The organism is Micromonospora sp. LZ34, from assembly GCF_052981855.1.
Window position 1 is genome coordinate 106,618 of sequence record NZ_JBRIQN010000010.1, and the last position, 19,799, is coordinate 126,416.

General features: G+C 74.3%; 19 protein-coding genes. 9 read left to right on the top strand and 10 right to left on the bottom strand.

The genetic code is table 11. From position 1 onward, the window contains the following. Nucleotides 1–18 precede the first annotated feature (18 nt). Nucleotides 19–648, bottom strand: a complete 630-nt coding sequence (gene pdxH / locus ACVCAH_RS13760) for a pyridoxamine 5'-phosphate oxidase (protein WP_447136588.1) — start codon at nt 646–648, stop codon at nt 19–21. Nucleotides 649–932: 284 nt separating this feature from the next. Here pdxH and ACVCAH_RS13765 point away from each other — a divergent pair, with 284 nt between their 5' ends. The 4 genes from ACVCAH_RS13765 (at nt 933) to ACVCAH_RS13780 (ending at nt 5,829) form a co-directional block, all read left to right on the top strand. Next, nucleotides 933–2,039, top strand: coding sequence for a citrate synthase 2 (locus tag ACVCAH_RS13765; RefSeq protein WP_447136498.1), 1,107 nt, complete (start codon nt 933–935; stop codon nt 2,037–2,039). Between the two features lie 331 nt (nt 2,040–2,370). Continuing rightward, the gene (gene serC, locus ACVCAH_RS13770; RefSeq protein ID WP_447136499.1) at nt 2,371–3,498 is read left to right on the top strand and encodes a phosphoserine transaminase; all 1,128 of its coding nucleotides are present in this window, start codon (nt 2,371–2,373) and stop codon (nt 3,496–3,498) included. 185 nt (nt 3,499–3,683) lie between these two features. Next, the gene (sepH, locus tag ACVCAH_RS13775) at nt 3,684–4,763 is read left to right on the top strand and encodes a septation protein SepH (protein ID WP_447136500.1); all 1,080 of its coding nucleotides are present in this window, start codon (nt 3,684–3,686) and stop codon (nt 4,761–4,763) included. Nucleotides 4,764–4,842: 79 nt separating this feature from the next. After that, nucleotides 4,843–5,829, top strand: a complete 987-nt coding sequence (locus ACVCAH_RS13780; protein WP_447136501.1) for an aldo/keto reductase — start codon at nt 4,843–4,845, stop codon at nt 5,827–5,829. A 7-nt stretch (nt 5,830–5,836) separates the two neighbouring features. Here ACVCAH_RS13780 and thpR read toward each other — a convergent pair whose 3' ends face one another. The 5 genes from thpR to ACVCAH_RS13805 form a co-directional block, all read right to left on the bottom strand. Continuing rightward, nucleotides 5,837–6,415, bottom strand: a complete 579-nt coding sequence (gene thpR, locus ACVCAH_RS13785; protein ID WP_447136502.1) for an RNA 2',3'-cyclic phosphodiesterase — start codon at nt 6,413–6,415, stop codon at nt 5,837–5,839. Between the two features lie 7 nt (nt 6,416–6,422). After that, the gene (locus tag ACVCAH_RS13790) at nt 6,423–6,932 is read right to left on the bottom strand and encodes a hypothetical protein (RefSeq protein WP_447136503.1); all 510 of its coding nucleotides are present in this window, start codon (nt 6,930–6,932) and stop codon (nt 6,423–6,425) included. A gap of 122 nt (nt 6,933–7,054) precedes the next feature. Further along, on the bottom strand, nt 7,055–8,338 hold the full coding sequence (locus ACVCAH_RS13795) for an MFS transporter (protein ID WP_447136504.1): 1,284 nt from the start codon (nt 8,336–8,338) through the stop codon (nt 7,055–7,057). A 74-nt stretch (nt 8,339–8,412) separates the two neighbouring features. Beyond that, entirely contained in the window at nt 8,413–8,862 is a 450-nt protein-coding gene (locus tag ACVCAH_RS13800; protein WP_447136505.1) for a MarR family winged helix-turn-helix transcriptional regulator, read from the bottom strand. A 117-nt stretch (nt 8,863–8,979) separates the two neighbouring features. After that, entirely contained in the window at nt 8,980–10,458 is a 1,479-nt protein-coding gene (locus ACVCAH_RS13805) for an NCS2 family permease (RefSeq protein ID WP_447136506.1), read from the bottom strand. An 88-nt stretch (nt 10,459–10,546) separates the two neighbouring features. Between ACVCAH_RS13805 and ACVCAH_RS13810 the strand changes: the two genes are divergently transcribed. Then, nucleotides 10,547–10,798: a DUF2530 domain-containing protein gene (locus ACVCAH_RS13810; RefSeq protein ID WP_447136507.1), complete on the top strand. Its 252-nt coding sequence runs from the start codon at nt 10,547–10,549 to the stop codon at nt 10,796–10,798. 22 nt (nt 10,799–10,820) lie between these two features. Here the strand turns inward: ACVCAH_RS13810 and ACVCAH_RS13815 are convergent, their stop codons facing one another. Further along, nucleotides 10,821–11,660, bottom strand: a complete 840-nt coding sequence (locus tag ACVCAH_RS13815) for a DUF3027 domain-containing protein (protein ID WP_447136508.1) — start codon at nt 11,658–11,660, stop codon at nt 10,821–10,823. Nucleotides 11,661–11,746: 86 nt separating this feature from the next. Between ACVCAH_RS13815 and ACVCAH_RS13820 the strand changes: the two genes are divergently transcribed. Together ACVCAH_RS13820 and ACVCAH_RS13825 are read left to right on the top strand one after the other, a co-directional pair. Continuing rightward, entirely contained in the window at nt 11,747–13,360 is a 1,614-nt protein-coding gene (locus ACVCAH_RS13820) for an MFS transporter (RefSeq protein WP_447136509.1), read from the top strand. Further along, entirely contained in the window at nt 13,357–14,007 is a 651-nt protein-coding gene (locus ACVCAH_RS13825) for a futalosine hydrolase (protein ID WP_447136510.1), read from the top strand. Before ACVCAH_RS13820 ends, ACVCAH_RS13825 begins: the two co-directional genes overlap by 4 nt. A gap of 19 nt (nt 14,008–14,026) precedes the next feature. Here the strand turns inward: ACVCAH_RS13825 and ACVCAH_RS13830 are convergent, their stop codons facing one another. Continuing rightward, nucleotides 14,027–14,869: a helix-turn-helix domain-containing protein gene (locus tag ACVCAH_RS13830; protein ID WP_447136511.1), complete on the bottom strand. Its 843-nt coding sequence runs from the start codon at nt 14,867–14,869 to the stop codon at nt 14,027–14,029. 514 nt (nt 14,870–15,383) lie between these two features. Between ACVCAH_RS13830 and ACVCAH_RS13835 the strand changes: the two genes are divergently transcribed. Further along, nucleotides 15,384–16,232 (top strand): 1,4-dihydroxy-6-naphthoate synthase, encoded by an 849-nt coding sequence (locus tag ACVCAH_RS13835; RefSeq protein ID WP_447136512.1) that lies wholly within the window; start codon nt 15,384–15,386, stop codon nt 16,230–16,232. Here the strand turns inward: ACVCAH_RS13835 and ACVCAH_RS13840 are convergent. Both ACVCAH_RS13840 and ACVCAH_RS13845 read right to left on the bottom strand, forming a co-directional pair. Further along, nucleotides 16,193–16,579 carry a cold-shock protein gene (locus tag ACVCAH_RS13840; RefSeq protein ID WP_446218034.1) on the bottom strand — a complete coding sequence of 129 codons (387 nt, stop codon included), beginning with the start codon at nt 16,577–16,579 and terminating at the stop codon, nt 16,193–16,195. The two genes, ACVCAH_RS13835 and ACVCAH_RS13840, sit on opposite strands and share 40 nt — an antisense overlap. A 28-nt stretch (nt 16,580–16,607) precedes the next feature. Beyond that, nucleotides 16,608–17,231 carry an HAD family hydrolase gene (locus tag ACVCAH_RS13845; RefSeq protein ID WP_447136513.1) on the bottom strand — a complete coding sequence of 208 codons (624 nt, stop codon included), beginning with the start codon at nt 17,229–17,231 and terminating at the stop codon, nt 16,608–16,610. An 83-nt stretch (nt 17,232–17,314) separates the two neighbouring features. Between ACVCAH_RS13845 and ACVCAH_RS13850 the strand changes: the two genes are divergently transcribed. After that, nucleotides 17,315–19,792, top strand: a complete 2,478-nt coding sequence (locus tag ACVCAH_RS13850; protein ID WP_447136514.1) for a helicase-associated domain-containing protein — start codon at nt 17,315–17,317, stop codon at nt 19,790–19,792. The last annotated feature ends 7 nt before the right edge of the window (nt 19,793–19,799 follow it).

Below are 19,799 nucleotides of genomic sequence, written 5' to 3' on the forward strand. Positions count from 1 at the left end.
GGGAGTCCTTGAGCTGGGTCACGGCGCCAGCCGCTCGACGGTCCAGGCGCCGGTGTCGGTGAGCCGGAACCGCAGCCGGTCGTGCAGCCGGCTGGCCCGCCCCTGCCAGAACTCCACCGACTCCGGCCGCACCCGCAGCCCGCCCCAGTGCGGCGGGGCGGGGATCGGGTCCACGTCGGCGAAGCGCTCCGCCGCCGCCCGGTAGCCGGCGTTCAGCGCGGCGCGGTCCGGGATCACCCGGGACTGCTCGCTGGCCCAGGCGCCCAGTTGCGAGCCGCGCGGCCGGCTGGCGAAGTACGCCTCGGTCTCCGCCCGGTCGACCCGCTCCACCCGGCCGGCCACCACCACCTGGCGCTGCATGGCGAACCAGGGGAAGACCAGGCTGGCGTACGGGTTGTCGGTCAGCTCGACGCCCTTGCGGGAGCCGTAGTTGGTGAAGAAGACGAAGCCCGTCGGGTCGTACCCCTTGAGCAGCACCGTCCGGGCGCTCGGCCGGCCGGCGGCGTCCGCCGTGCCGAGCACCATCGCGTTCGGCTCGGGCAGCCCGGCGGCCACCGCGGCGGCGAACCAGCGGTCGAACTGGGTGTGCCAGTCGCCGGCCAGATCAGCCTCGGAAAGGCCCAGGTCGGCGTCGTACTCGTTACGCATCGCGGCCGGGGGCACTGTGTCGCCCGTCACGTTCTCTCCCCTCCCCGTGAGGCCGCCCGGCACCACCCGGCGCAGGCCAGCCCGCGGGACCCAGTCTTCCTCGTCCGTCCGGGCCGTGCCGGGCGGGGGATGTCGCGTGCGGCACAGTCGACGCGGGTCGCGGATCCGGTTACCCAGCAGGCAAGATGTCACGAACACATCCCTGAGGGGTCGCCTGAGGCGCTCGGCCGGCTGGGCCGGATGAGAGCCCGAGCGGGCGCACCGAGCAGATCCAGGAGAGCGACATGGCCGATTTCAAACCCGGGCTGGAGGGCGTCGTAGCCTTCGAGACCGAGATCGCCGAACCCGACCGTGAGGGTGGCGCCCTGCGCTATCGCGGGGTGGACATCGAGGATCTCATCGGCCAGGTCTCCTTCGGCAACGTGTGGGCGCTGCTGGTGGACGGGCGGTTCGGCCCCGGCCTGCCGCCGGCCGAGCCGTTCCCGGTGCCGGTGCACTCCGGCGACATCCGGGTCGACGTGCAGTCCGCCGTGGCGATGCTGGCCCCGTACTGGGGGCTCAACCAGCTGCTGGACATCTCCGACGAGCAGGCCCGCGAGGACCTCGCCCGGGTCTCGGTCACCGCGCTCTCCTTCGTCGCCCAGTCCGCCCGTGGCCTGGGCCTGCCGGCGGTGCCGCAGAAGGAGATCGACAAGGCCTCCACCATCGTCGAGCGCTTCATGAAGCGCTGGCGGGGTGAGCCCGACCCGCGGCACGTCAAGGCCGTCGACGCGTACTTCATCTCGGCCGCCGAGCACGGCCTGAACGCCTCCACCTTCACCGCCCGGATCGTCGCCTCCACCGGCGCGGACGCCGCGGCCTGCATCTCCTCCGGCATCGGCGCGCTCTCCGGCCCGCTGCACGGCGGCGCCCCGTCCCGGGTGCTCAGCATGCTCGAGGCGGTCGAGCGCAGCGGCGACGCCGAGGGCTACGTCAAGGGCGTGCTCGACCGCGGCGAGCGGCTGATGGGCTTCGGCCACCGGGTCTACCGGGCCGAGGACCCGCGCGCCCGGGTGCTCCGGCGCACCGCCAAGGAGCTGGGCGCGCCGCGCTTCGAGGTGGCCGAGGCGCTGGAGAAGGCCGCGCTGGCCGAGCTCCAGGCCCGCCGCCCGGACCGGGTGCTCGCCACCAACGTCGAGTTCTGGTCGGCCGTGGTGCTCGACTTCGCCGAGGTGCCGGCGCACATGTTCACCTCGATGTTCACCTGCGCCCGGATGGGCGGCTGGAGCGCGCACATCCTGGAGCAGAAGAAGCTCCAGCGGCTGGTCCGCCCGTCGGCCCGCTACGTCGGCCCGGGCACCCGCAAGCCGCAGGAGGTCGAGGGCTGGGACGCCATCCCGCACGGCGTCTGATCCGCGTACCGCGAGGGGCCCCGTCCGCCACGGACGGGGCCCCTCGCGCGTCTTCCGCCGGCCGCGCGGCCCGCGCCGGGGTCACTTCGGGTGCAGCTGTCGTCGCTGCGGCGACAACAGCCGCACCCGGATCCCGGCGGCATGTGGTGCAGGCCTCAGCTGCGCGGATGGGACCAACCGGCGGGCCGCCCGCCCGGGATGGGAGGATGAAGGCTCGGCAGTGCCGCCGGACCAGGCTCGGATCCCGGCCGCCGTGCGCCCACGCGCCCGCCGCCGGTCCGCGCCCGCCAGCTCACCGGGCCCCGGCCCATGCGGAAGGATCTTGAAGACCGTGGCTGACGCACCGACCATCCGGATTCCCGACGAGATCAAGCCCGCCGACGGGCGGTTCGGCTGCGGGCCGTCCAAGGTCCGTCCGGCGGCCGTGTCCGCCCTCGCCGACGTGGCGACCAGCTACCTGGGCACCTCGCACCGGCAGAAGACCGTCCGCGACCAGGTGGCCCGGCTGCGCCGCGGCATCGCCGACTTCTTCTCCCTCCCCGAGGGCTACGAGGTGGTGCTCGGCAACGGCGGCACCACGGCGTTCTGGGAGGTCGCGACGTTCGGCCTGATCCGGGACCGGGCCCAGTTCGCCAGCTTCGGCGAGTTCGGCGCCAAGTTCGCCAAGTCGGTCGCCGACGCCCCGTTCCTCGGCGAGCCGACCGTGCGCAAGTCGGCCGCGGGCAGCGCGCCCACCCTGGTCGCGGAGGCCGGGGTGGACGTCTACGCCACCCCGCACAACGAGACCTCGACCGGCGTCGCGGTGCCGATCAGCCGGGTGCCCGGGGCCGACCCCGGCTCGCTGCTGCTGGTCGACGCCACCTCCGGCGCCGGCGGGCTGGAGGTCAACGTCGGCGAGACCGACGTCTACTACTTCGCCCCGCAGAAGTGCTTCGGCTCGGACGGCGGCCTCTGGCTGGCGCTGATGTCGCCGGCCGCGCTGGAGCGGGCCGCCGAGATCAAGGCGTCCGGCCGCTACATCCCGGCCTTCCTGGACCTGGTCACCGCGATCGACAACTCGCGGCTGGAGCAGACGTACAACACCCCGGCGCTGGCCACCATCTTCCTGGCCGCCGAGCAGACCGACTGGATGAACTCCCAGGGCGGGCTGGCCTGGGCGGCCAAGCGGACCGCGGAGAGCGCCGCCATCGTCTACGGCTGGGCCGAGCGCTCCACGGTGGCCACGCCGTACGTCACCGACCCGGCGCTGCGGTCCAACGTGGTCGCCACCATCGACTTCGCCGACGGGGTGGACGCCACCGCGATCGCCAAGGCGCTGCGCGCCAACGGCATCGTGGACACCGAGCCCTACCGCAAGCTCGGCCGCAACCAGCTGCGGGTGGCGCTCTTCCCGGCCGTCGAGCCGGCCGACGTCGAGGCGCTCACCGCGTCCATCGACTACGTGGTCGAGTGCCTCTAGGCATCGACACGGTGGGTGACCGCCGAGGCGACGGCGGCCACCCACCGTGATCATCGCCGCAGCTCAGTCGCGACATGCGGGCGTGGCGTCTCCCACCTCGCGGCGGATACGCGTACCGTGGTGCGAGACGCCCGGGTGGCCGACCCGTGGCGTGCGGCCAGCGAAGCGGGACGGAGGCAACGCTAATGCGCCCAGTACGCTTCGTCGCCCTCTCCGAGGACGGCCAGGCCCTGGTGCTCGCCGACGAGGTCGGGCGACTGCTCGCCCTGCCCATCGACGAGCGTATCGCCGGCGCACTGCACGCCGAGCCCGGCGCGCCGCCGCTCGCGGTGGCACCGGCCGCGGCCGCCGACCCGGCGCCCTCGCTGTCCCCCCGCGACATCCAGGCCCGGATCCGCTCCGGCGAGTCCGCCGAGGACGTCGCCCGGATCGCCGGCGTGCCGGTCGACCGGGTGCTGCGCTACGCCGGCCCGGTGCTGCAGGAGCGCGCCATGCTCGCCCAGCACGCCCGGCGCACCCGGCTCAAGGGCGCGGAGAAACCCACCCCGCTGGCCGAGGTGGTCAACGGCCGGCTGGCCCAGCACGGCATCGACACCGAGAAGATCTCCTGGGACGCCTGGCGGCGCGACGACGGCACCTGGCGGATCGTCGCCACCTGGCCGTCCGGCAAGGCCACCGCGCAGGCCGTCTGGGATCTCGACAAGACCCGGCAGGCGGTCACCCCGCACGACGACATGGCACAATACCTCTGCGCCGAGCGTCCCACGCCGATCCTCGGCCAGGAGCCGGCGCCGGAGCGGGGCGGGCACGCGCTGCCCGGCCCGTCGCGCGGTGAACCGAGCCGGGGCGGGCACGGCCTGCCGACGCCGGCCGAGCACGGCCGTCCCGGCCGGGATCCGATCCGGGCCGGGCGGGACGCCCTGCTCGCCTCGCTCGACCGGCCGCTCGGCGCGTCCTCGGGCCGCGGGCTCGACCCGCGTTCCCCGGCCGCGCACGCCGGGCCGGATGCGCCCCGGCAGCGGGCCATCGGCGGGGGCGCCGCGGCGCTGCTCGGCGGTGGCCAGGGGTCGGCCTTCGACGACGACTCGGACGCGCCCAAGGAGGTGCCGGCCGTGCCGTCCCTGGCGGTGCTCCGGCCCCGCCGCACGGGCGCCGCAGCGGCGGCCGGCGAGTCCACCGAGGCCGGTGGCAAGCCGCGCAAGCGCCTGCCCAGCTGGGACGACGTACTCTTCGGCAGCGGCCCGGCGGCCCGCGAATCCTCCTGACCCGCGACTGACTCCGGCGGCGATCCGTCGCCGGAGTCACCGCGAGACACTCGACGGGCCACCGTGGCAGGGTGGGTTCATGGAATACACGAACCTCGGCCGCACCGGCCTGTCCGTCAGCCGCCTCTGCCTCGGCACCATGAACTTCGGGCCGCAGACCAGCGAGCCGGACAGCTTCGCGATCATGGATCGGGCCCTCGACCACGGGATCAACTTCTTCGACACCGCCAACGTCTACGGCTGGCAGACCGGCGAGGGGATCACCGAGCAGATCATCGGGCGCTGGTTCGCCCAGGGCGGCGGCCGGCGGGAGAAGGTCGTACTGGCCACCAAGGTCTACGGCAAGATGGGCGACTGGCCCAACGAGCGGGGCCTCTCCGCCCGGCACATCGTCCGGGCCTGCGAGGACTCGCTGCGCCGGCTGCAGACCGAGACCATCGACCTCTACCAGATGCACCACATCTCGCGGAGCACGCCGTGGGAGGAGATCTGGCAGGCGATGGAGACCCTGGTCGCGCAGGGCAAGGTGGTCTACGTCGGATCGTCCAACTTCGCCGGTTGGCACATCTCGGTCGCCCAGGCGGCGGCCGCGCGGCGCAACTTCCTCGGCCTCGTCTCCGAGCAGTGCATCTACAACCTGCTCACCCGGCACGTCGAGCTGGAGGTGATCCCGGCCGCCGAGCACCACGGCCTCGGCATCATCCCGTGGTCGCCGCTGCACGGCGGGCTGCTCGCCGGGCTGCTGCGCAAGATGGCCGAGGGCGGCGCGGCGCGGGGCACCAGCGGCCGCTCGGCCGAGGCGCTGGCCGCGCACCGGCCCACCATCGAGGCGTACGAGAAGCTCTGCGCCGACCTCGGCCACGACCCGGCCGATGTGGCGCTGGGCTGGCTGCTCTCCCGGCCCGGGGTGACCGCCCCGATCATCGGTCCGCGCACCGTCGAGCAGCTCGACCGCTCCCTCGGGGCGCTCGACGTCCGGCTGGACGAGGCGACCCTGAACCGCCTCGACGAGCTCTTTCCCCCGCTCGGCAACGGCGGTCCCGGCCCCGAGGCCTGGGCCTGGTGAACCGGGGTCACAGCGGCCAGGCGGCCAGCCGGTCGTAGGTCGGCCGGGGGCCGGGGTGGCTGCGCATCAGCACCATCTCGGCCGCCGGCCAGGCCGGGCCCTGGTAGCCGTGCAGCGTCTCGACGTCGGCCGCGACGTCCTCCGCGGGCACCCGGTCGCCGGGGCGGGCGATGGTCAGGTGCGGGCGGAACGGTTTGTCGTCGTGCGGCAGGCGGGCGTTCCGCAGCCGGGAGCGGATCAGCCGGGCGAGCACCTGCAGCGCCTCGACCTCGCCCCGGACGTCCACCCAGAGCACGGTGAACCGGTTCTGCCCGAACCGGCCGCCGCCGCCCAGCCGGAGTCGCGGCGTCGCCGCGCGTCCGTCCCGGGACCATTCGGCGGCCAGCCCCAGCGAGCTCTCCACGTCGACCAGCCGGTCGGCCTCCACGTCGCCGAGGAAGGCGAGCGTGACGTGCGCCTGGGCCGGGTCGGCGAGCCGGACGTTGATTCCGGCGGCGGCCGCCGCGCCGACCCGCAACCGGGCCACCTGCCCGGTCAGGTGGTCGACCGCCTCGGGTGGCGGGTAGACCGCGACGAAGAGCCTCAACCGCCGCTCACCGGTGGCGCTGGCGGTTGTCGGCCCGGGCGGCCGGCAGCGTCAGCCCGGCGGCGTGCAGCAGGCCCTCCACCCGGACCCGCTCGATCTCCAGGTCGACGCCGGTCAACTCGGTGAGGTGCTCCGGGATGCCCAGCGCCCGGCAGGCCCGGCGGAGTCGGTCGTCGTAGGCCTGGAGCACCGCGCCGTGCCAGACCATCGAGCGGCCACCCACGCCGATCCGTTGGCGGCCGAGGCGGCGCAGGTCGGCGGCGAGTTGTTCCAGCGGACGGCGGTCGGTGCGGTCGAAATCGCTGAGGTCGATGTCGCGGGTGAGCGCGTCGGCCTCGATGGCCCGGTCCAGCCGGGCGATGGTGCGCCGCTCGCGCCGCCGTTCGCGCCACTCGGCGATGCCGCAGACCACCCGGTCGATGATCTCGTCGGCGCAGAAGAGCAGGGCGATCGCCGCCGGCAGGCTGGCCACCGCGAGGAACGCCAGCGCCAGCAGCAGCACGCGTCCTAGCTCCACACATAGACGCTAGGCCGCATCCTGCCGGCTCGCCACCGGTTTGGCGGCATTCGCGCCCCATCCGGAGAACGGGACGGATCGGCCGGGCCCCGTGGGCACGCGCCCACGGGACCCGGTCCGGCTCAGCAGTCGGCGGAGGTGACGTAGAACCGGGGCATCGGCAGCACCCGGAACCGGAGCCGGGCGCCGGAGCGACGCAGCTGCCAGGTCAGCGCGAGCAACGCGGTGGCCAGCGAGATCAGCCCGCCGATCCAGATGCTGGCGCCGGCGCCGTAGGTCTCCGCGACCCAGCCGATCACTGGTGCGCCGACCGGGTTGGTGCCGAGGAACACCAGCACCCAGAGCGCCATCACCCGGCCGCGGAAGGCGGCGTCGGTGCCGAGCTGGATCCGCTGGTTGGCGGCCTGGGCGAAGAACACCATGAAGAACCCGGTGGGCAGCAGCAGCGCCACGACCAGCCAGTACGCGGGCGCGAGCCCGACCAGGGTGCCGAAGGTGGAGCAGGCGACGGCGGCGCCCAGCACGAGCCAGACCGACGGCCGGCTGCGCCGTCCGGTGCCGGAGAGCGCCCCGGCGAGCGCGCCGATCGCCAGCGCGCTGCTGAACAGGCCGAACGAGGCCGCCCCGGTGTTGAAGACGGTCTTGGCCAGCGCGGCGAGGGTGAGCTGGAAGTTGAACAGCGAGGTCGCGATGATCGAGATCATCACCATCGGCAGCAGCAGGTCGGGGCGGCGCCGGACGTAGCGCAGCCCGTCGATCACCTTCGCCTGCGCCCGCTCGTCGCGGGGCAGGAGCGCCTCGCGGTGCAGCTCGGCCGGGCGCATCCGGACCACGTTGACCAGCGGGGCGATCGAGCTGAGCGCGGTGACCAGGAAGACCGGCCCGACGTCGAACGCGGCGATGGCCAGGCCGGCGACGGCCGGCCCGACGATCCGGGCCGAGTTGAAGGTGGCCGCGTTGAGCGAGAGCGCGTTCGGCAGCAGCGAGGTGCCGACCAGTTCGGAGACGAACGCCTGCCGGACCGGGGTCTCCACCGCGTTGGCCGTACCGAGCAGGGCGGCGAACGCGAAGACGTGCCAGAGCTCGACCAGGCCGGTGATGACGAGCAGGCTCATGGCGAGCGCCAGCACGGTCCAGAACGTGTTGGCGACGAAGAGCAGCATCCGCTTGTCGTAGCGGTCGGCGAGGCGCCCGGAGAGCAGGGTGAGCAGCAGCACCGGGGTGAACTGGAGTGCGGTCACCACGCCGAGCGCGGTGGCGGAGTTGTCGGAGAGCTCGAGGACGAGCCAGTCCTGGGCGATGAACATCATCCAGACGCCGATCAGTTTGATCAGCTGCCCGGACGCGAATAGCCGGTAGTTACGGACCTGTAGGGACTGGAACATCGTGCTCAGCTTCGCCTGCACTCTTGGTGCGCCTCCTCGCCGTGGTACGCGTCATCGACGTCGGACGGCGCGGGCGGCGGTGGCGCTGAGCGCGGTCAGCCGCGGGCGATCTGCTGGAGGATCTCCGCAGCCTGCTGCAGGGTGTCCCGTTCGGCCTCGGTGAGTTCGGCCAGCCGGTGGGCCAGCCACTCGTTACGGGCCCGCTCGAACTGGTCGAGCACCGCCCGTCCCCCCTCGGTCGCCGCCAGGATGACCTGCCGGCCGTCGGTCGGATGGGGGGTGCGCTGCACGAGGCCGCGCTCCTCCAACTTCGCGACGATCTTGGTCATCGTGGGCGGCTGCACCCGCTCGATGTCGGCCAGTTCCCGCGGCGTCAGCGCGCCCGCCAGCTTGAGGCTGGTGAGCGCGGAGAGCTGAGTGACCGTCAGGTCGCCGACCGGCCGGGCCTGGCGGACCCGTCGGTTGAGCCGGGTGATCGCATCACGCAGCTGCGGTGCCAGCTGCGCCGGTGGCACGCGTTTCGCCGTCACCGTCCGCTCCGTCACAATAGTTAGCCTAACTAATAAGCCTGGCTAACGACACCTGATATGACCACGCTCACGAGAAGTTCGCCCTGCTCCGAGCCGGGTGTCCCATCTGGTCACCCGGCCCGGAGCGGAGCCTCAGAGCAGCACGGACTCGATCGGCCCGCGCAGGAAGTACAGCACGAAGAGCGCGGCCACGGCGTACAGCAACGGGTGGATCTCCCGCGCCTTACCCTTGGCCAGCTTGACCACCACGTACGTGATCAGGCCGGCGCCGATGCCGTTGGAGATCGAGTACGTGAACGGCATCAGCACGATGGTGAGGAACGCCGGGATGGCGATCTCGTAGTCGGCCCAGTCGATGGTCCGGACCGCGGTCATCATCAGGAAGCCGACCACCACCAGCGCGGTGGACGCCGCCTCGAACGGCACCACCACCACCAGCGGCGCCAGGAACATGGCCAGCAGGAAGAGCCCGCCGGTGACCAGGTTGGCCACGCCGGTCCGCGCGCCCTCCGCCACACCGGCGGCGCTCTCGATGTACGAGGTGTTGCTGGAGGTGCTCGCCGCGCCGCCGGCCGCCGCCGCGATCGAGTCGACCAGCAGGATCTCCTTGGCCCGCGGCGGGGTCCCCCGCTCGTCGAGCATGCCGCCCTCCTGGCCGACCGCGACCATCGTGCCCATGGTGTCGAAGAAGTCGGTGATCAGCAGGGTGAAGACGAACATCAGCACGACCACCCAGCCGGCCCGACCCCACGAGTCGAGCACGTTGAAGTTGCCGAGCAGCGACAGGTCCGGCACGTCCACCACGGTCTTCGGCAGCTCCGGGACGTTCAGCGACCAGCCCTTCGGGTTCGGCTTGCCGTCGACGAAGGACGGGCCGATGTTCCCCACCGCCTCGACGATCAGCGCGAGCACGGTGGAGGCCAGGATGCCGATCAGGATGGCGCCCTTGACCCGGCGCACCACCAGCACCAGGGTCAGCAGCAGACCCAGCACGAAGACCAGCATCGGCCAGCTGACCAGCTTGCCGCCGATGCCCAGGCCGACCGGCACGGTGGTGTTCGCCTCGTCCGGGATCCGCCGGACGAAGCCGGCGTCGACCAGGCCGATGATGGTCAGGAAGAGGCCGATGCCGACGCCGATCGCGGTCTTCATCTGGGTCGGCACCGAGCGGAACACCGCGGTCCGCAGACCGGTCAGCACCAGCACCGCGATGATCACGCCCTCGATCACCACCAGGCCCATCGCGTCCGCCCAGGTCATCTCCGGGGCGATCTCGTACGCGACCAGCGCGTTGACGCCGAGGCCGGCGGCGAGCGCCAGCGGGAACCGGCCGACCACTCCCATCAGGATGGTCATCAGGCCGGCGACCAGTGCGGTCGCCGCGGCCAGCGCGGGAATCGGGAGGGACTTGCCGTCGCCGTCGACGGCACCACCGAGGATGAGCGGGTTCAGGACCACGATGTACGCCATCGTGAAGAAGGTCGCCAGGCCACCGCGTACCTCGCGGCTCATCGTCGAGCCACGGGCGGAGATCTCGAAGTACCGGTCGAAACCGTTACGCGGGTGAGCGGGGTCGGGTGGTGTGCCGTTCTCGGGCGGCTCTACTGCCATCAGGTCCTCGCAGGTGATCTTCCGTTTGTCGCGCGCATCGTCGCAGATCACCGGCGGGCAGGGAAAGCCGGTCGCGTACGCTGGCCGGGTGCCGAAGCAGCAGCCGCCGCGGCCGGAGCCGCTCGACCCGCCGATGGTGCCGTTCGCCCTCGCCGGGATGGCCGTCTGGGCGGTCGTCGGGCTGGTGCTGCTGATCTTCTTCCGCGACTGGCTCACCGAGCACGGGCGTCAGAACTGGCTCTGGATCTGCCTGGCCGGTTTTCTGTGGGGTATCCCCGGTCTCGCGGTGATGATGCGGCACGACGCGCACCGGCGCCGCCGCCGGGCCGCCGCCCGCTGAGCGGCGGCCGTCGCCGGACCCGTCAGGGGTGCCCGTACGGCTCCGCCGGCTCCGCCGCCTCGACCGAGCCGGGCGCCCGGCTGACCGACACCGTCTCCACCGCGCTGTCGTCGTAGACCGTGGGCATCTCGTCGACCGGGGTCTCGGCGGCCTCGATCAGGGTCTCCGAGTGCGCGCCGCAGCCGTGGTCGGCGCTGACCACCCGGCCGTCGTCCGGGGCGTAGAAGTTGCCGCAGACGCCGAAGCACCGCCGCAGGGCGCCGGCGAGCGGCAGGTAGAAACCGCAGGTCCCGCAGCGGGCCGCGGCCGGCGCGGCGGTGGAGATGGGCGCGGACGGGCCGTGGTCGCCCTCGTACCAGCGCTGGGCGGCCTCGGTGCGCCCCTCCCGGGACAGCACCCGGGCACGGCCGAGGCCGAGCTCCCACGCGGTCTCCTCGACCGCCGGGTCGTCAGAGAGGAGGTAGCCGGGCTGGAGCCGCTCGTCTTCGGGCGGCGTGGGGAGCAGGTCACCGGGGCCGAGGTCGCCCGGCTTGAGCCGCTCCTGCCAGGGCAGCCAGCCGGGGGCGAGCAGCGCGTCCGGGCCGGGCAGCAGCACCGTCTCGCAGACCGTCACGTGCCGGCTGCGGGGCACCCGGGTGACGGTGACCGCCCAGCGCCACCCCCGGTAGCCGTCGAGCCGGCACTCGAAGTAGTGCGTGACGAGCCGGTCGCCCTCGGCCACGGCCTGGAGGTGGTCGCCGACGTCGGCCGGCTCCACCTCGGTGATGGCGTCGCGCGCCAGCTCGACGGCGGCGGCGCAGACCTGGTCGAGACGGGCGGCACGGGCGGAGGCGGGCCTGGTCACCCCACCATTGTTCCCCATGGGCACGGCCGGCTGTCAGGCACTCCCCGAGGACGTTCTCGGCAGTGGTGCGGCGTGTGCCGGGCCGATGGGCGAGGATGGTGCACATGCCGCTGTTCTCCCGCTCCGAGCGGTCCCTCCTCGGGCGGACCGTCGGCACCGGCATCAAGGCCGTCCGCCTGCTGCTGCGCGGCTCGTTCAGCGGTGGACGCTGGATGACCCGGCGGGCCGGCCGGGCCCGGGCCCGGGGCGCCGGCGGCGAGGTCGGCATGGTCCGGCTCTTCGACCTGCACGCGATCTCCTGCGCCGGGGACACGCTGATCGCCATCGGCCTGGCCGGGACGATCTTCTTCAACGTCCCGCTCGGCGAGGCGCGCAGCAAGGTGGCGCTCTACCTGCTGGTGACCATGGTGCCGTTCGCCATGCTCGCCCCGGTGGTCGGGCCGCTGCTCGACCACTTCCGGCACGGCCGCCGGTACGCGCTGGCCGCCACCATGCTCGGCCGGGCGTTCCTGGCCTGGCTGATCTCCGACTACATCCACGGCTTCGGGCTCTACCCGGCGGCCTTCGGGGTGCTGGCGCTCTCCCGCGCGTACGGGGTGGCCCGCTCGGCGGCCGTGCCGCGACTGCTGCCGGAGGGGCTCGGCCTCTCCCAGGTGGGTGCCCGGGCCAGCGTCTACGGCACGGTCGCCGGGGCGCTGGTCGCCCCGATCGGGCTGGCCGCCTTCTGGTTCGGGCCGCAGTGGCCGCTCCGGGTCGCCTCGGTGATCTTCCTGGTCGGCATGGTGATCTCCCTGCGGCTGCCGCCGAAGGCAGACTCGGAACCGCCGGAGCGGGTGCCCCGCCCGCTACGGGCGCTGTACGGCCGCAACGGGGACCGCCCGCTGGGCCGGGGCCGGCCCGCCGGCCGGCTGGTGATCGCCACCCTGATCGGATCCGCGGGGCTGCGCGCGATCTACGGCTTCCTGCTGCTCTTCCTCGCCTTCGCCATCAAGGCCGGCGACCTGACCACCGTGGTGTTCGGCCGCGACCTGGGCGCCGAGGGCGCGCTGGGGCTGATCGGCGGGGCGCTGGCGGTGGGCACCTTCCTGGCCACCGCGGTCGGCACCCGGCTGCACATCCACCGCCCCACCGCCATCCAGTCCAGCGGCATGATCATCGTGGCCGGGGTGGCGGTCCTCGCCGCGCTCAAGTTCTCGCTGCCGATGGTGGCCCTGCTCTGCCTGGTCGCCGCCCTGATCAGCGGCATCGCCAAGCTGGCCGTGGACGCCTCGATCCAGGAGCGCATCCCGGAGCGGCTGCGGGCCAGCTCGTTCGCGCACTCGGAGACGGTGCTGATGCTCGCCTTCGTCGCCGGCGGCGGCCTGGGGCTGGTGCCGTTCGAGGGCCGGGTCGGGATCGCGGTCGCGGCCGGGGTGGGCGCGCTGGCCGCCGCCCGGGGCGTCGTGGTGGCCGGGCGGCTGCGCGCCGAGCGGCTGCACGGCCGGCCGCTCACCGCGGACGAGCTGACCGAGGACGAGTCCGACGCCGACGACCGGGACCGGGCCGGCCGCCCGGCGGACGCCGCTCCCACCTCGCCGGCCCCCACCCAGGGCGGCTTCCTGGACGACCCCGGGCTGGCCCCGCCCGGCTACCACATCTACCGCCCGTCGTCGGCGGTGGGCGGGCCGGGCGGGACCGACGACGAGACCCGGCGGGAACCACGGGGGCCGGTGTCGTGACCGGTCTGCTGGTGGTGACCGCGGTGCCGGCCGAGGCGGAGGCGGTCCGGGCCGGTCTGCCGGAGCCCGACGTGGCCGTGGTGCCGGTGGGCGTGGGCCCGGCCGTCGCCGGCGCGGCCACCGCCCGGCTGCTGGCGCTCGCCGAGGCCGCCGGGCGGCCGTACCAGGGCGTGGTCAGCGCCGGGGTGGCCGGGGGCTTCACCGGCCGGGTAGCGGTCGGTGGCACCGTGCTGGGCAGCCGCGCCGTCGCCGCCGACCTGGGCGCCGAGTCACCGACCGGGTTCATTCCGATCGACGAGCTCGGCATGCCGCCGGAGCTGCTCGGTGGCGGCATCGCGGTCGCCGCCGACCCGGGCCTGCTGGCCACCCTCCGGTCGGCCCTGCCCACGGCCACGGTGGGCGCGGTGCTGACGGTCAGCACGGTGACCGGCACCGCCGTGAGCACCGAGGAACTGCTCCGCCGGCACCCGGACGCGGTAGCCGAGGCCATGGAGGGGTACGGGGTGGCGGTCGCCGCCGCCCACGCCGGCCTGCCCTTCGTCGAGCTGCGTACCGTCTCGAACCCGATCGGCCCCCGCGACCGCGACGCCTGGCGGATGCGCGACGCCCTGGCCGCGCTCACCACCGCCGCCGCGGCCCTGGTCTGAGCTCGGCCGCAGCCGCCGGTCAGCGGCCGCGAGGCAGGTCGAATCGCAACGCCGACGGCCGGGAAGCCTCCAGCTGGTAGCCGCAGGCCAGCAGGAAGTCGACGCCGCACCACTCAGCCACCGTGCGTGCCGTCCGGATACCGGCCCGCCCCATCTCCTCGCCGAGCATCACGACGAGCCGGCGGCCGATGCCCAGGTACCGCAGCTGCGGCGCGACCACGACACCGTCCAGCACCATCACCCGCTCGTCTCCCAGGTCGTCACCGAGCCGCAGGTCCTCGCTCCGTTCGTGGGCCCGCAACTCGCCGACCAGATCACCACCGGGCAGTTCGGCGACGAGCCGCCAGCAGCCGGCCGGCACCTCCTCGGTCACCCGGCGGAACCCGACGACGTCGCGGGCTTGCTCCCGCAGGCGCCGCTCGTCGCGACGCCGCCGGTCGAGGTCGTACGTTCTCTCGGGCACCCGCACCGGCCACCGCTCCGGCGGCACGTACCAGTGCCGCCACCACGCGGCCGGCCAGTCCTTCAGCGTCCGGACCTCGCGCACGTCCAGGTGCGCCGGATACCGGCGACCCGCCTCGTCCCGGCACTCGTCGTGCGGCACCCCGCCGACCAGAGCCTCCGGCTGGTCCCAGACACCGGCGACATTCCGGGCACCCACCACCAGCTCCCCGCCGGCGGCTCGGACCAACCGCTCGACCGTCCGAAGCCGCGGATCCGCCCCCGGATCCGACTCGATGCGCGCCACCGTGCTCTTGGGCACGCCGGAGCGCCGGGCCAGTTCCCGCTGGCTCAGATCCGCCCGTCGCCGCAGCGCGCTCAGCGCGGCGCCCACGTCGATCGCCCCGGACCGTTTCGTCACCCCTCGATGGTTCCGGTCTGGAAAGCGGACTTCAACAGCCACCCGCCGACTGTGGAAAACCTTGTGGAAAACCGCCTCGCCGGTACCGGACGGGTCGTGGTCGGGACACTGTCGAGCTGCCCCATCCAGAGGACCGCGACCCGCCAGAGGACCCGGACCGGCCAAAGGACCAGGACCCGCCAAGACCGGAACCCGCCAGAAGACCCGAACCCACCAGAGAACCCGAACCCGCTCGGGCGACAGACGCAAGGGGGAGAGTGGTCGCCAGACCGTGCCCCATCTATGAGGACAGCTCGACAGGGGCCGAAATGACACCGGCAACTGCCCTCTACGTCACCGTTGCGACGCGGGCCACCTCGACGGCTGGCTTCGCACCACGCGACCGCACACCGCGGCACCCCACACCGCGGCACCCGACACCGCGCTACCGCACGGCGCGACGCAGCAGGGGGCGCGTCACAGTGGCGGGGACCGGGTGGGGCCGGGGCGGCGCGGGCGGGGCTACGGTGGGGGCGTGGCGCTCTCGCTGGCGATCTCGCCCTGCCCCAATGACACGTTCGTCTTCCACGCCCTGGTGCACGGTCAGGTGCCCGGCGCCCCGCCGGTCGAGGTGACCTACGCGGACGTGGACGTCACCAACACCGCCGCCGAACGCGGGGCGTTCGACCTGGTCAAGGTGAGCTACGCGGCGCTGCCCTGGCTGCTCGACGACTACCACCTGCTGCCGTGCGGCGGCGCGCTCGGGCGGGGCTGCGGGCCGCTGGTGCTCACCCGGGGCGACCGGGCCGGCGGCCCGGACCGCACCGACCTCACCGGCGCTACCGTGGCGGTGCCGGGTGACCGGACCACCGCGTACCTGCTCTTCCGGCTCTGGTCGGCCGGCCGGCCGCCGGCCCGGGTCGAGGTGGTGCCGTTCCACGAGATCATGCCGGGCGTCGCCGCCGGCCGGTACGACGCGGGCCTGGTCATCCACGAGGCCCGGTTCACCTACCCGCGGCACGGCCTGACCGCCCTGGTCGACCTGGGCGAGTGGTGGGAGGCCGACACCGGCCTCCCGATCCCGCTCGGCGCGATCCTGGCCCGGCGGGGCGCCGTCGACCCGGAGGCTGCCGCCGGGTGGATCCGCGACTCGGTACGCCGCGCCTGGGCCGACCCGGCGGCCAGCCGCGACTACGTGCTGGCGCACGCGCAGGAGATGGAGCCCGACGTGGTGGACCGGCACATCGGCCTCTACGTCAACGAGTTCACCGCCGACCTGGGGGACGCCGGGTTCGCCGCCGTCGAGGCGCTGCTGGGCCGGGCCGCCGACGCCGGGCTGGTGCCTCAGACCTCCAGCTCGCGGGCGACCGCGTGGACCAGCTGAGCGATCTTCTGCGAGGTCTTGCGGTCCGGGAAGCGGCCCCGGCGCAGGTCCGGCTGGACCTTCGCCTCCAGCACCTTGATCATGTCTTCGACCAGGCCGTGCAGCTCCTCCGCCGGCCGGCGGCGCAGCTCGGCCACCGAGGGCGGGGCCTCCAGCAGCTTGACCCCCATCGCCTGGGCGCCCCGGCGGCTGTCCACCACGCTGAAGTCGACCCGCTGACCACCCTTGAGGTCGGTGACGCCCGCCGGTAGCGCGCCCTTCGGCAGGAACACGTCGCCACCCTCGTCACTGGTGACGAATCCGTATCCCTTGGCCGCGTCGTACCACTTCACTCGACCCGTAGGCACCTGAGATCCCCTGCTTCGCTTGAACCGTCTACTGCTCCAAGGCTAGCCGGATCATGCCGTCGAGCGCCGCCGGGAATCCGGTGAGATCATCGAGCACCAGTTCGGCGCCGGCCGCGCGCAGCTCGTCGGGCGAGCACGGGCCGGTGGCGACGCCGATCCCGGGCACCTCCGCGGCCCGCGCGGCCACCATGTCGGCCACGTGGTCGCCGACGTAGTGGGTCGCCCCGTGCGCCCGCAAAGCGGTCGCCTTCTCCTCGGCGAACAGGTCGCCGGCAACCTCGTCCACCGCGATCCCCAGGTGGTCGAGGTGCAGCCGGGCCAGCCGGCCCAGCTTCGAGGTGACCACCAGGACCCGACCGCCGAGTCCGCGTACCGCCTCGACCGCGGCGAGCGCGCCGGGCAGCGGGACGGTGGGCGTGATCGCGTACGCCGGGTAGAGCTCGCGGTAGGTGTGGACGGCCGCGTCGACCTGCTCGGGCGGGAACCAGCGGGCGATCTCGGTGCGCAGCGGCGGGCCGAGCCGGGACACCGCCGCCTCGGCGTCCACCGGCACGCCAGTGCGGGCGGTCAGCGCGCGATAGGCGGCGGCGATGCCGGGGCGCGAGTCGACCAGGGTCATGTCGAGGTCGAAACCGACCGTTGGTGCGGGCATGCCGAGAACCTACCCGGTCAACCCGGCCGAGCCGGACGTCCGAGGGGCGCGACGGCCCCCCGCCGGGCTAGCGTGGAACGACGATGACCACCTCACTCGCCGACCACCTCCGGTCGCTGCCCGACGAGTCGCTCGCCGCCCTGCTCCAGCTGCGGCCGGACCTCGTCGTACCCGTGCCGGCCGACGTCTCCGCGCTCGCCATCCGGGCCCAGTCGCGGGTCTCGGTGGCCCGCGCCCTCGACGGGCTGGACCAGTTCACCCTGCAGATCCTGGACGCCGCCCGGCTGACCAGGGACCCGGCCGACGGCACCACCTCCACCGAGGCGGTGCTCGCCATGGCGACCGCCGGGCCGCACCCGCCCGCACCGACCGCCGTCCGGGCCGCGGTCAACCGGCTGCGCGCGCTCTTCCTGCTGTACGGCCCGGAGAGCGGCCTCCAGATCGTCGGCGGCATCGACGAGCTCTCGCCGTACCCGGCGGGGCTCGGCCGGCCGGCGGCGGACCTGGACCCGCGGACGGCGGCGCTCTGCGCGGACCCGGCGAAGCTGCGGCGCACGCTGCTGGCCGCGCCGCCCTCGGCCCGGGCGATCCTGGACCGGCTGGCCGCCGGCCCGCCGGTGGGCAGCGTGCCGCCCGGCGCGCTCCAGGCGCCGCCGGTCGGCGCGGAGGACGCGCTGCCGCCGGACCCGACCAACGGCGGGGCCCCGACCGGCTCGCCGGTGCGCTGGCTGGTCGACCACCGGCTGCTGGTCCGGGTCTCCGGCGGGGCGGGCGGCATCCCCGGCACGGTCGAGCTGCCCCGGGAGATCGGCCTGCTGCTGCGGCGGGACAGCGGCCCGCTCGGCCCGCTGCGCACCAGCCCGCCGCCGGTGGCCGCCGCGCCCCGCGAACCGAAGGCCGCCGACTCCGCCGGAGCCGGCCAGGCCATGGAGGTGGTACGCCTCGCCGAGGCGCTGCTGGAGCAGCTCGCCGCCGAGCCGGTGCCGGTGCTCCGCTCCGGCGGGCTGGGCGTCCGCGAGCTGAAGCGGCTGGCCCGTACCGGCGGGGTGGACGAGTCGACGGCGGCACTGCTGCTCGAAATGGCGTACGCGGCCGGTCTGATCGGCGAAGTCGAGCTGCCCGGCGCCACCACCGCCCGCTACGGCGCCGACCAGCAGGTGCTGCCGACGGCAGGCTACGAGGTGTGGCGGGCGAGTTCGCTGGCCCAGCGCTGGGAGCAGCTGGCCCGGGCCTGGCTGACCATGACCCGGCAGGCCGGGCTGGTCGGCCAGCGCGACGACCGGGACCGCCCGATCACGGTGCTCTCCGCCGAGGCGGAGCGGGTCGGCGCACCGGCCGCCCGGCGGGCGGTGCTCGGCGTCCTCGCCGACCTGGAGCCGGCCACCGCGCCGACCCCCGAGGAGGTGCTGGAGCTGCTGGACTGGCGGGCGCCGCGGCGCAGCCGGGGCCGGGAGGCCGCGCACCGCGAGGTGCTGGCCGAGGCCGCCACGCTCGGCGTCACCGGCCTCGGCGCGCTCACCTCGTACGGGCGGCTGCTGCTGTCCGACGTCACGGCGGGCGACGAGCGCGGCGCGGACGACCCGCTCGGGCTCCGCCTGGACGCCGAGGAGGGCGAGCCGTCCACCGCCGTACGGGCGCTGGACGCCCTGCTCCCCGCCCCGGTCGACCATTTCCTGGTGCAGGCCGACCTCTCCGTGGTGGTGCCCGGCCCGCCGGACCCGGCGCTCGCCGCCGAACTGGAGGTGGTGGCGGAGCTCGAGTCGGCCGGGGGCGCCAGCGTGCACCGGGTCACCACGGCGAGCGTGCGCCGCGCCCTGGACGCCGGCTACTCCGCCGACGACCTGCACGGGCTGTTCCGGCGGCGGTCCCGCACCCCGGTGCCGCAGGGGCTGACGTACCTCATCGACGACGTGGCCCGCAAGCACGGCGGGTTGCGGGTCGGCTCGGCCGGCGGGTACGTGCGCAGCGACGACGAGGCGCTGCTCGCCGAGGTGCTCGCCGACCGGCGGCTGGAGGCGCTGGCGCTGCGCCGGCTCGCGCCGACCGTGCTCGCCACCCCGTACCAGGTGGGCCGGATGCTGATCGCGCTCCGCGACGCCGGCTACGCCCCGGTGCCGGAGGACGCCAGCGGGGCGGCCGTGCTGTCCCGGCCCAAGACCCGCCGGGCACCGGCCCGGGTGTCGGTGGCCACCCGGACGCTGGACCCGCTGGCCACCCCGAAGCTGTCCATGCCCCGCCTGCTCGGGGTGGTGGAGCAGATCCGGCGCGGCGACGCGGCGGCCCGGGCGGCTCGGCGCGCGCCGGCCGTGGTGCGGGGCGCCGCGCCGACCGGTCCGGTGGCGGTGCCGAGTCACAGCGACGCCTTGGCGGTGCTGCAACAGGCGGTCCGGGACAAGGCGCTGGTCTGGGTCGGGTACGTCGACGCGCACGGGGCGACCGCGTCCCGGCTGGTCCGGCCGGTGTCGATCGGGGCCGGCTACCTGCGCGCCGAGGACGAGCGGACGGAGATGCTGCACACCTTCGCGCTGCACCGGATCACCGCGGCGGTGCTGGAGGACTGAGCCGGGG

What these genes read in the sequence shown, in the direction of transcription:
- ACVCAH_RS13850 (WP_447136514.1), top strand. Translation starts at nt 17,315, where the DNA reads ATGACCACCTCACTCGCCGACCACCTCCGGTCGCTGCCCGACGAGTCG.
- pdxH (WP_447136588.1), bottom strand. Translation starts at nt 648, where the DNA reads ATGCGTAACGAGTACGACGCCGACCTGGGCCTTTCCGAGGCTGATCTG.
- ACVCAH_RS13765 (WP_447136498.1), top strand. Translation starts at nt 933, where the DNA reads ATGGCCGATTTCAAACCCGGGCTGGAGGGCGTCGTAGCCTTCGAGACC.
- ACVCAH_RS13815 (WP_447136508.1), bottom strand. Translation starts at nt 11,660, where the DNA reads ATGGGGAACAATGGTGGGGTGACCAGGCCCGCCTCCGCCCGTGCCGCC.
- ACVCAH_RS13780 (WP_447136501.1), top strand. Translation starts at nt 4,843, where the DNA reads ATGGAATACACGAACCTCGGCCGCACCGGCCTGTCCGTCAGCCGCCTC.
- ACVCAH_RS13820 (WP_447136509.1), top strand. Translation starts at nt 11,747, where the DNA reads ATGCCGCTGTTCTCCCGCTCCGAGCGGTCCCTCCTCGGGCGGACCGTC.
- ACVCAH_RS13805 (WP_447136506.1), bottom strand. Translation starts at nt 10,458, where the DNA reads ATGGCAGTAGAGCCGCCCGAGAACGGCACACCACCCGACCCCGCTCAC.
- sepH (WP_447136500.1), top strand. Translation starts at nt 3,684, where the DNA reads ATGCGCCCAGTACGCTTCGTCGCCCTCTCCGAGGACGGCCAGGCCCTG.
- ACVCAH_RS13845 (WP_447136513.1), bottom strand. Translation starts at nt 17,231, where the DNA reads ATGCCCGCACCAACGGTCGGTTTCGACCTCGACATGACCCTGGTCGAC.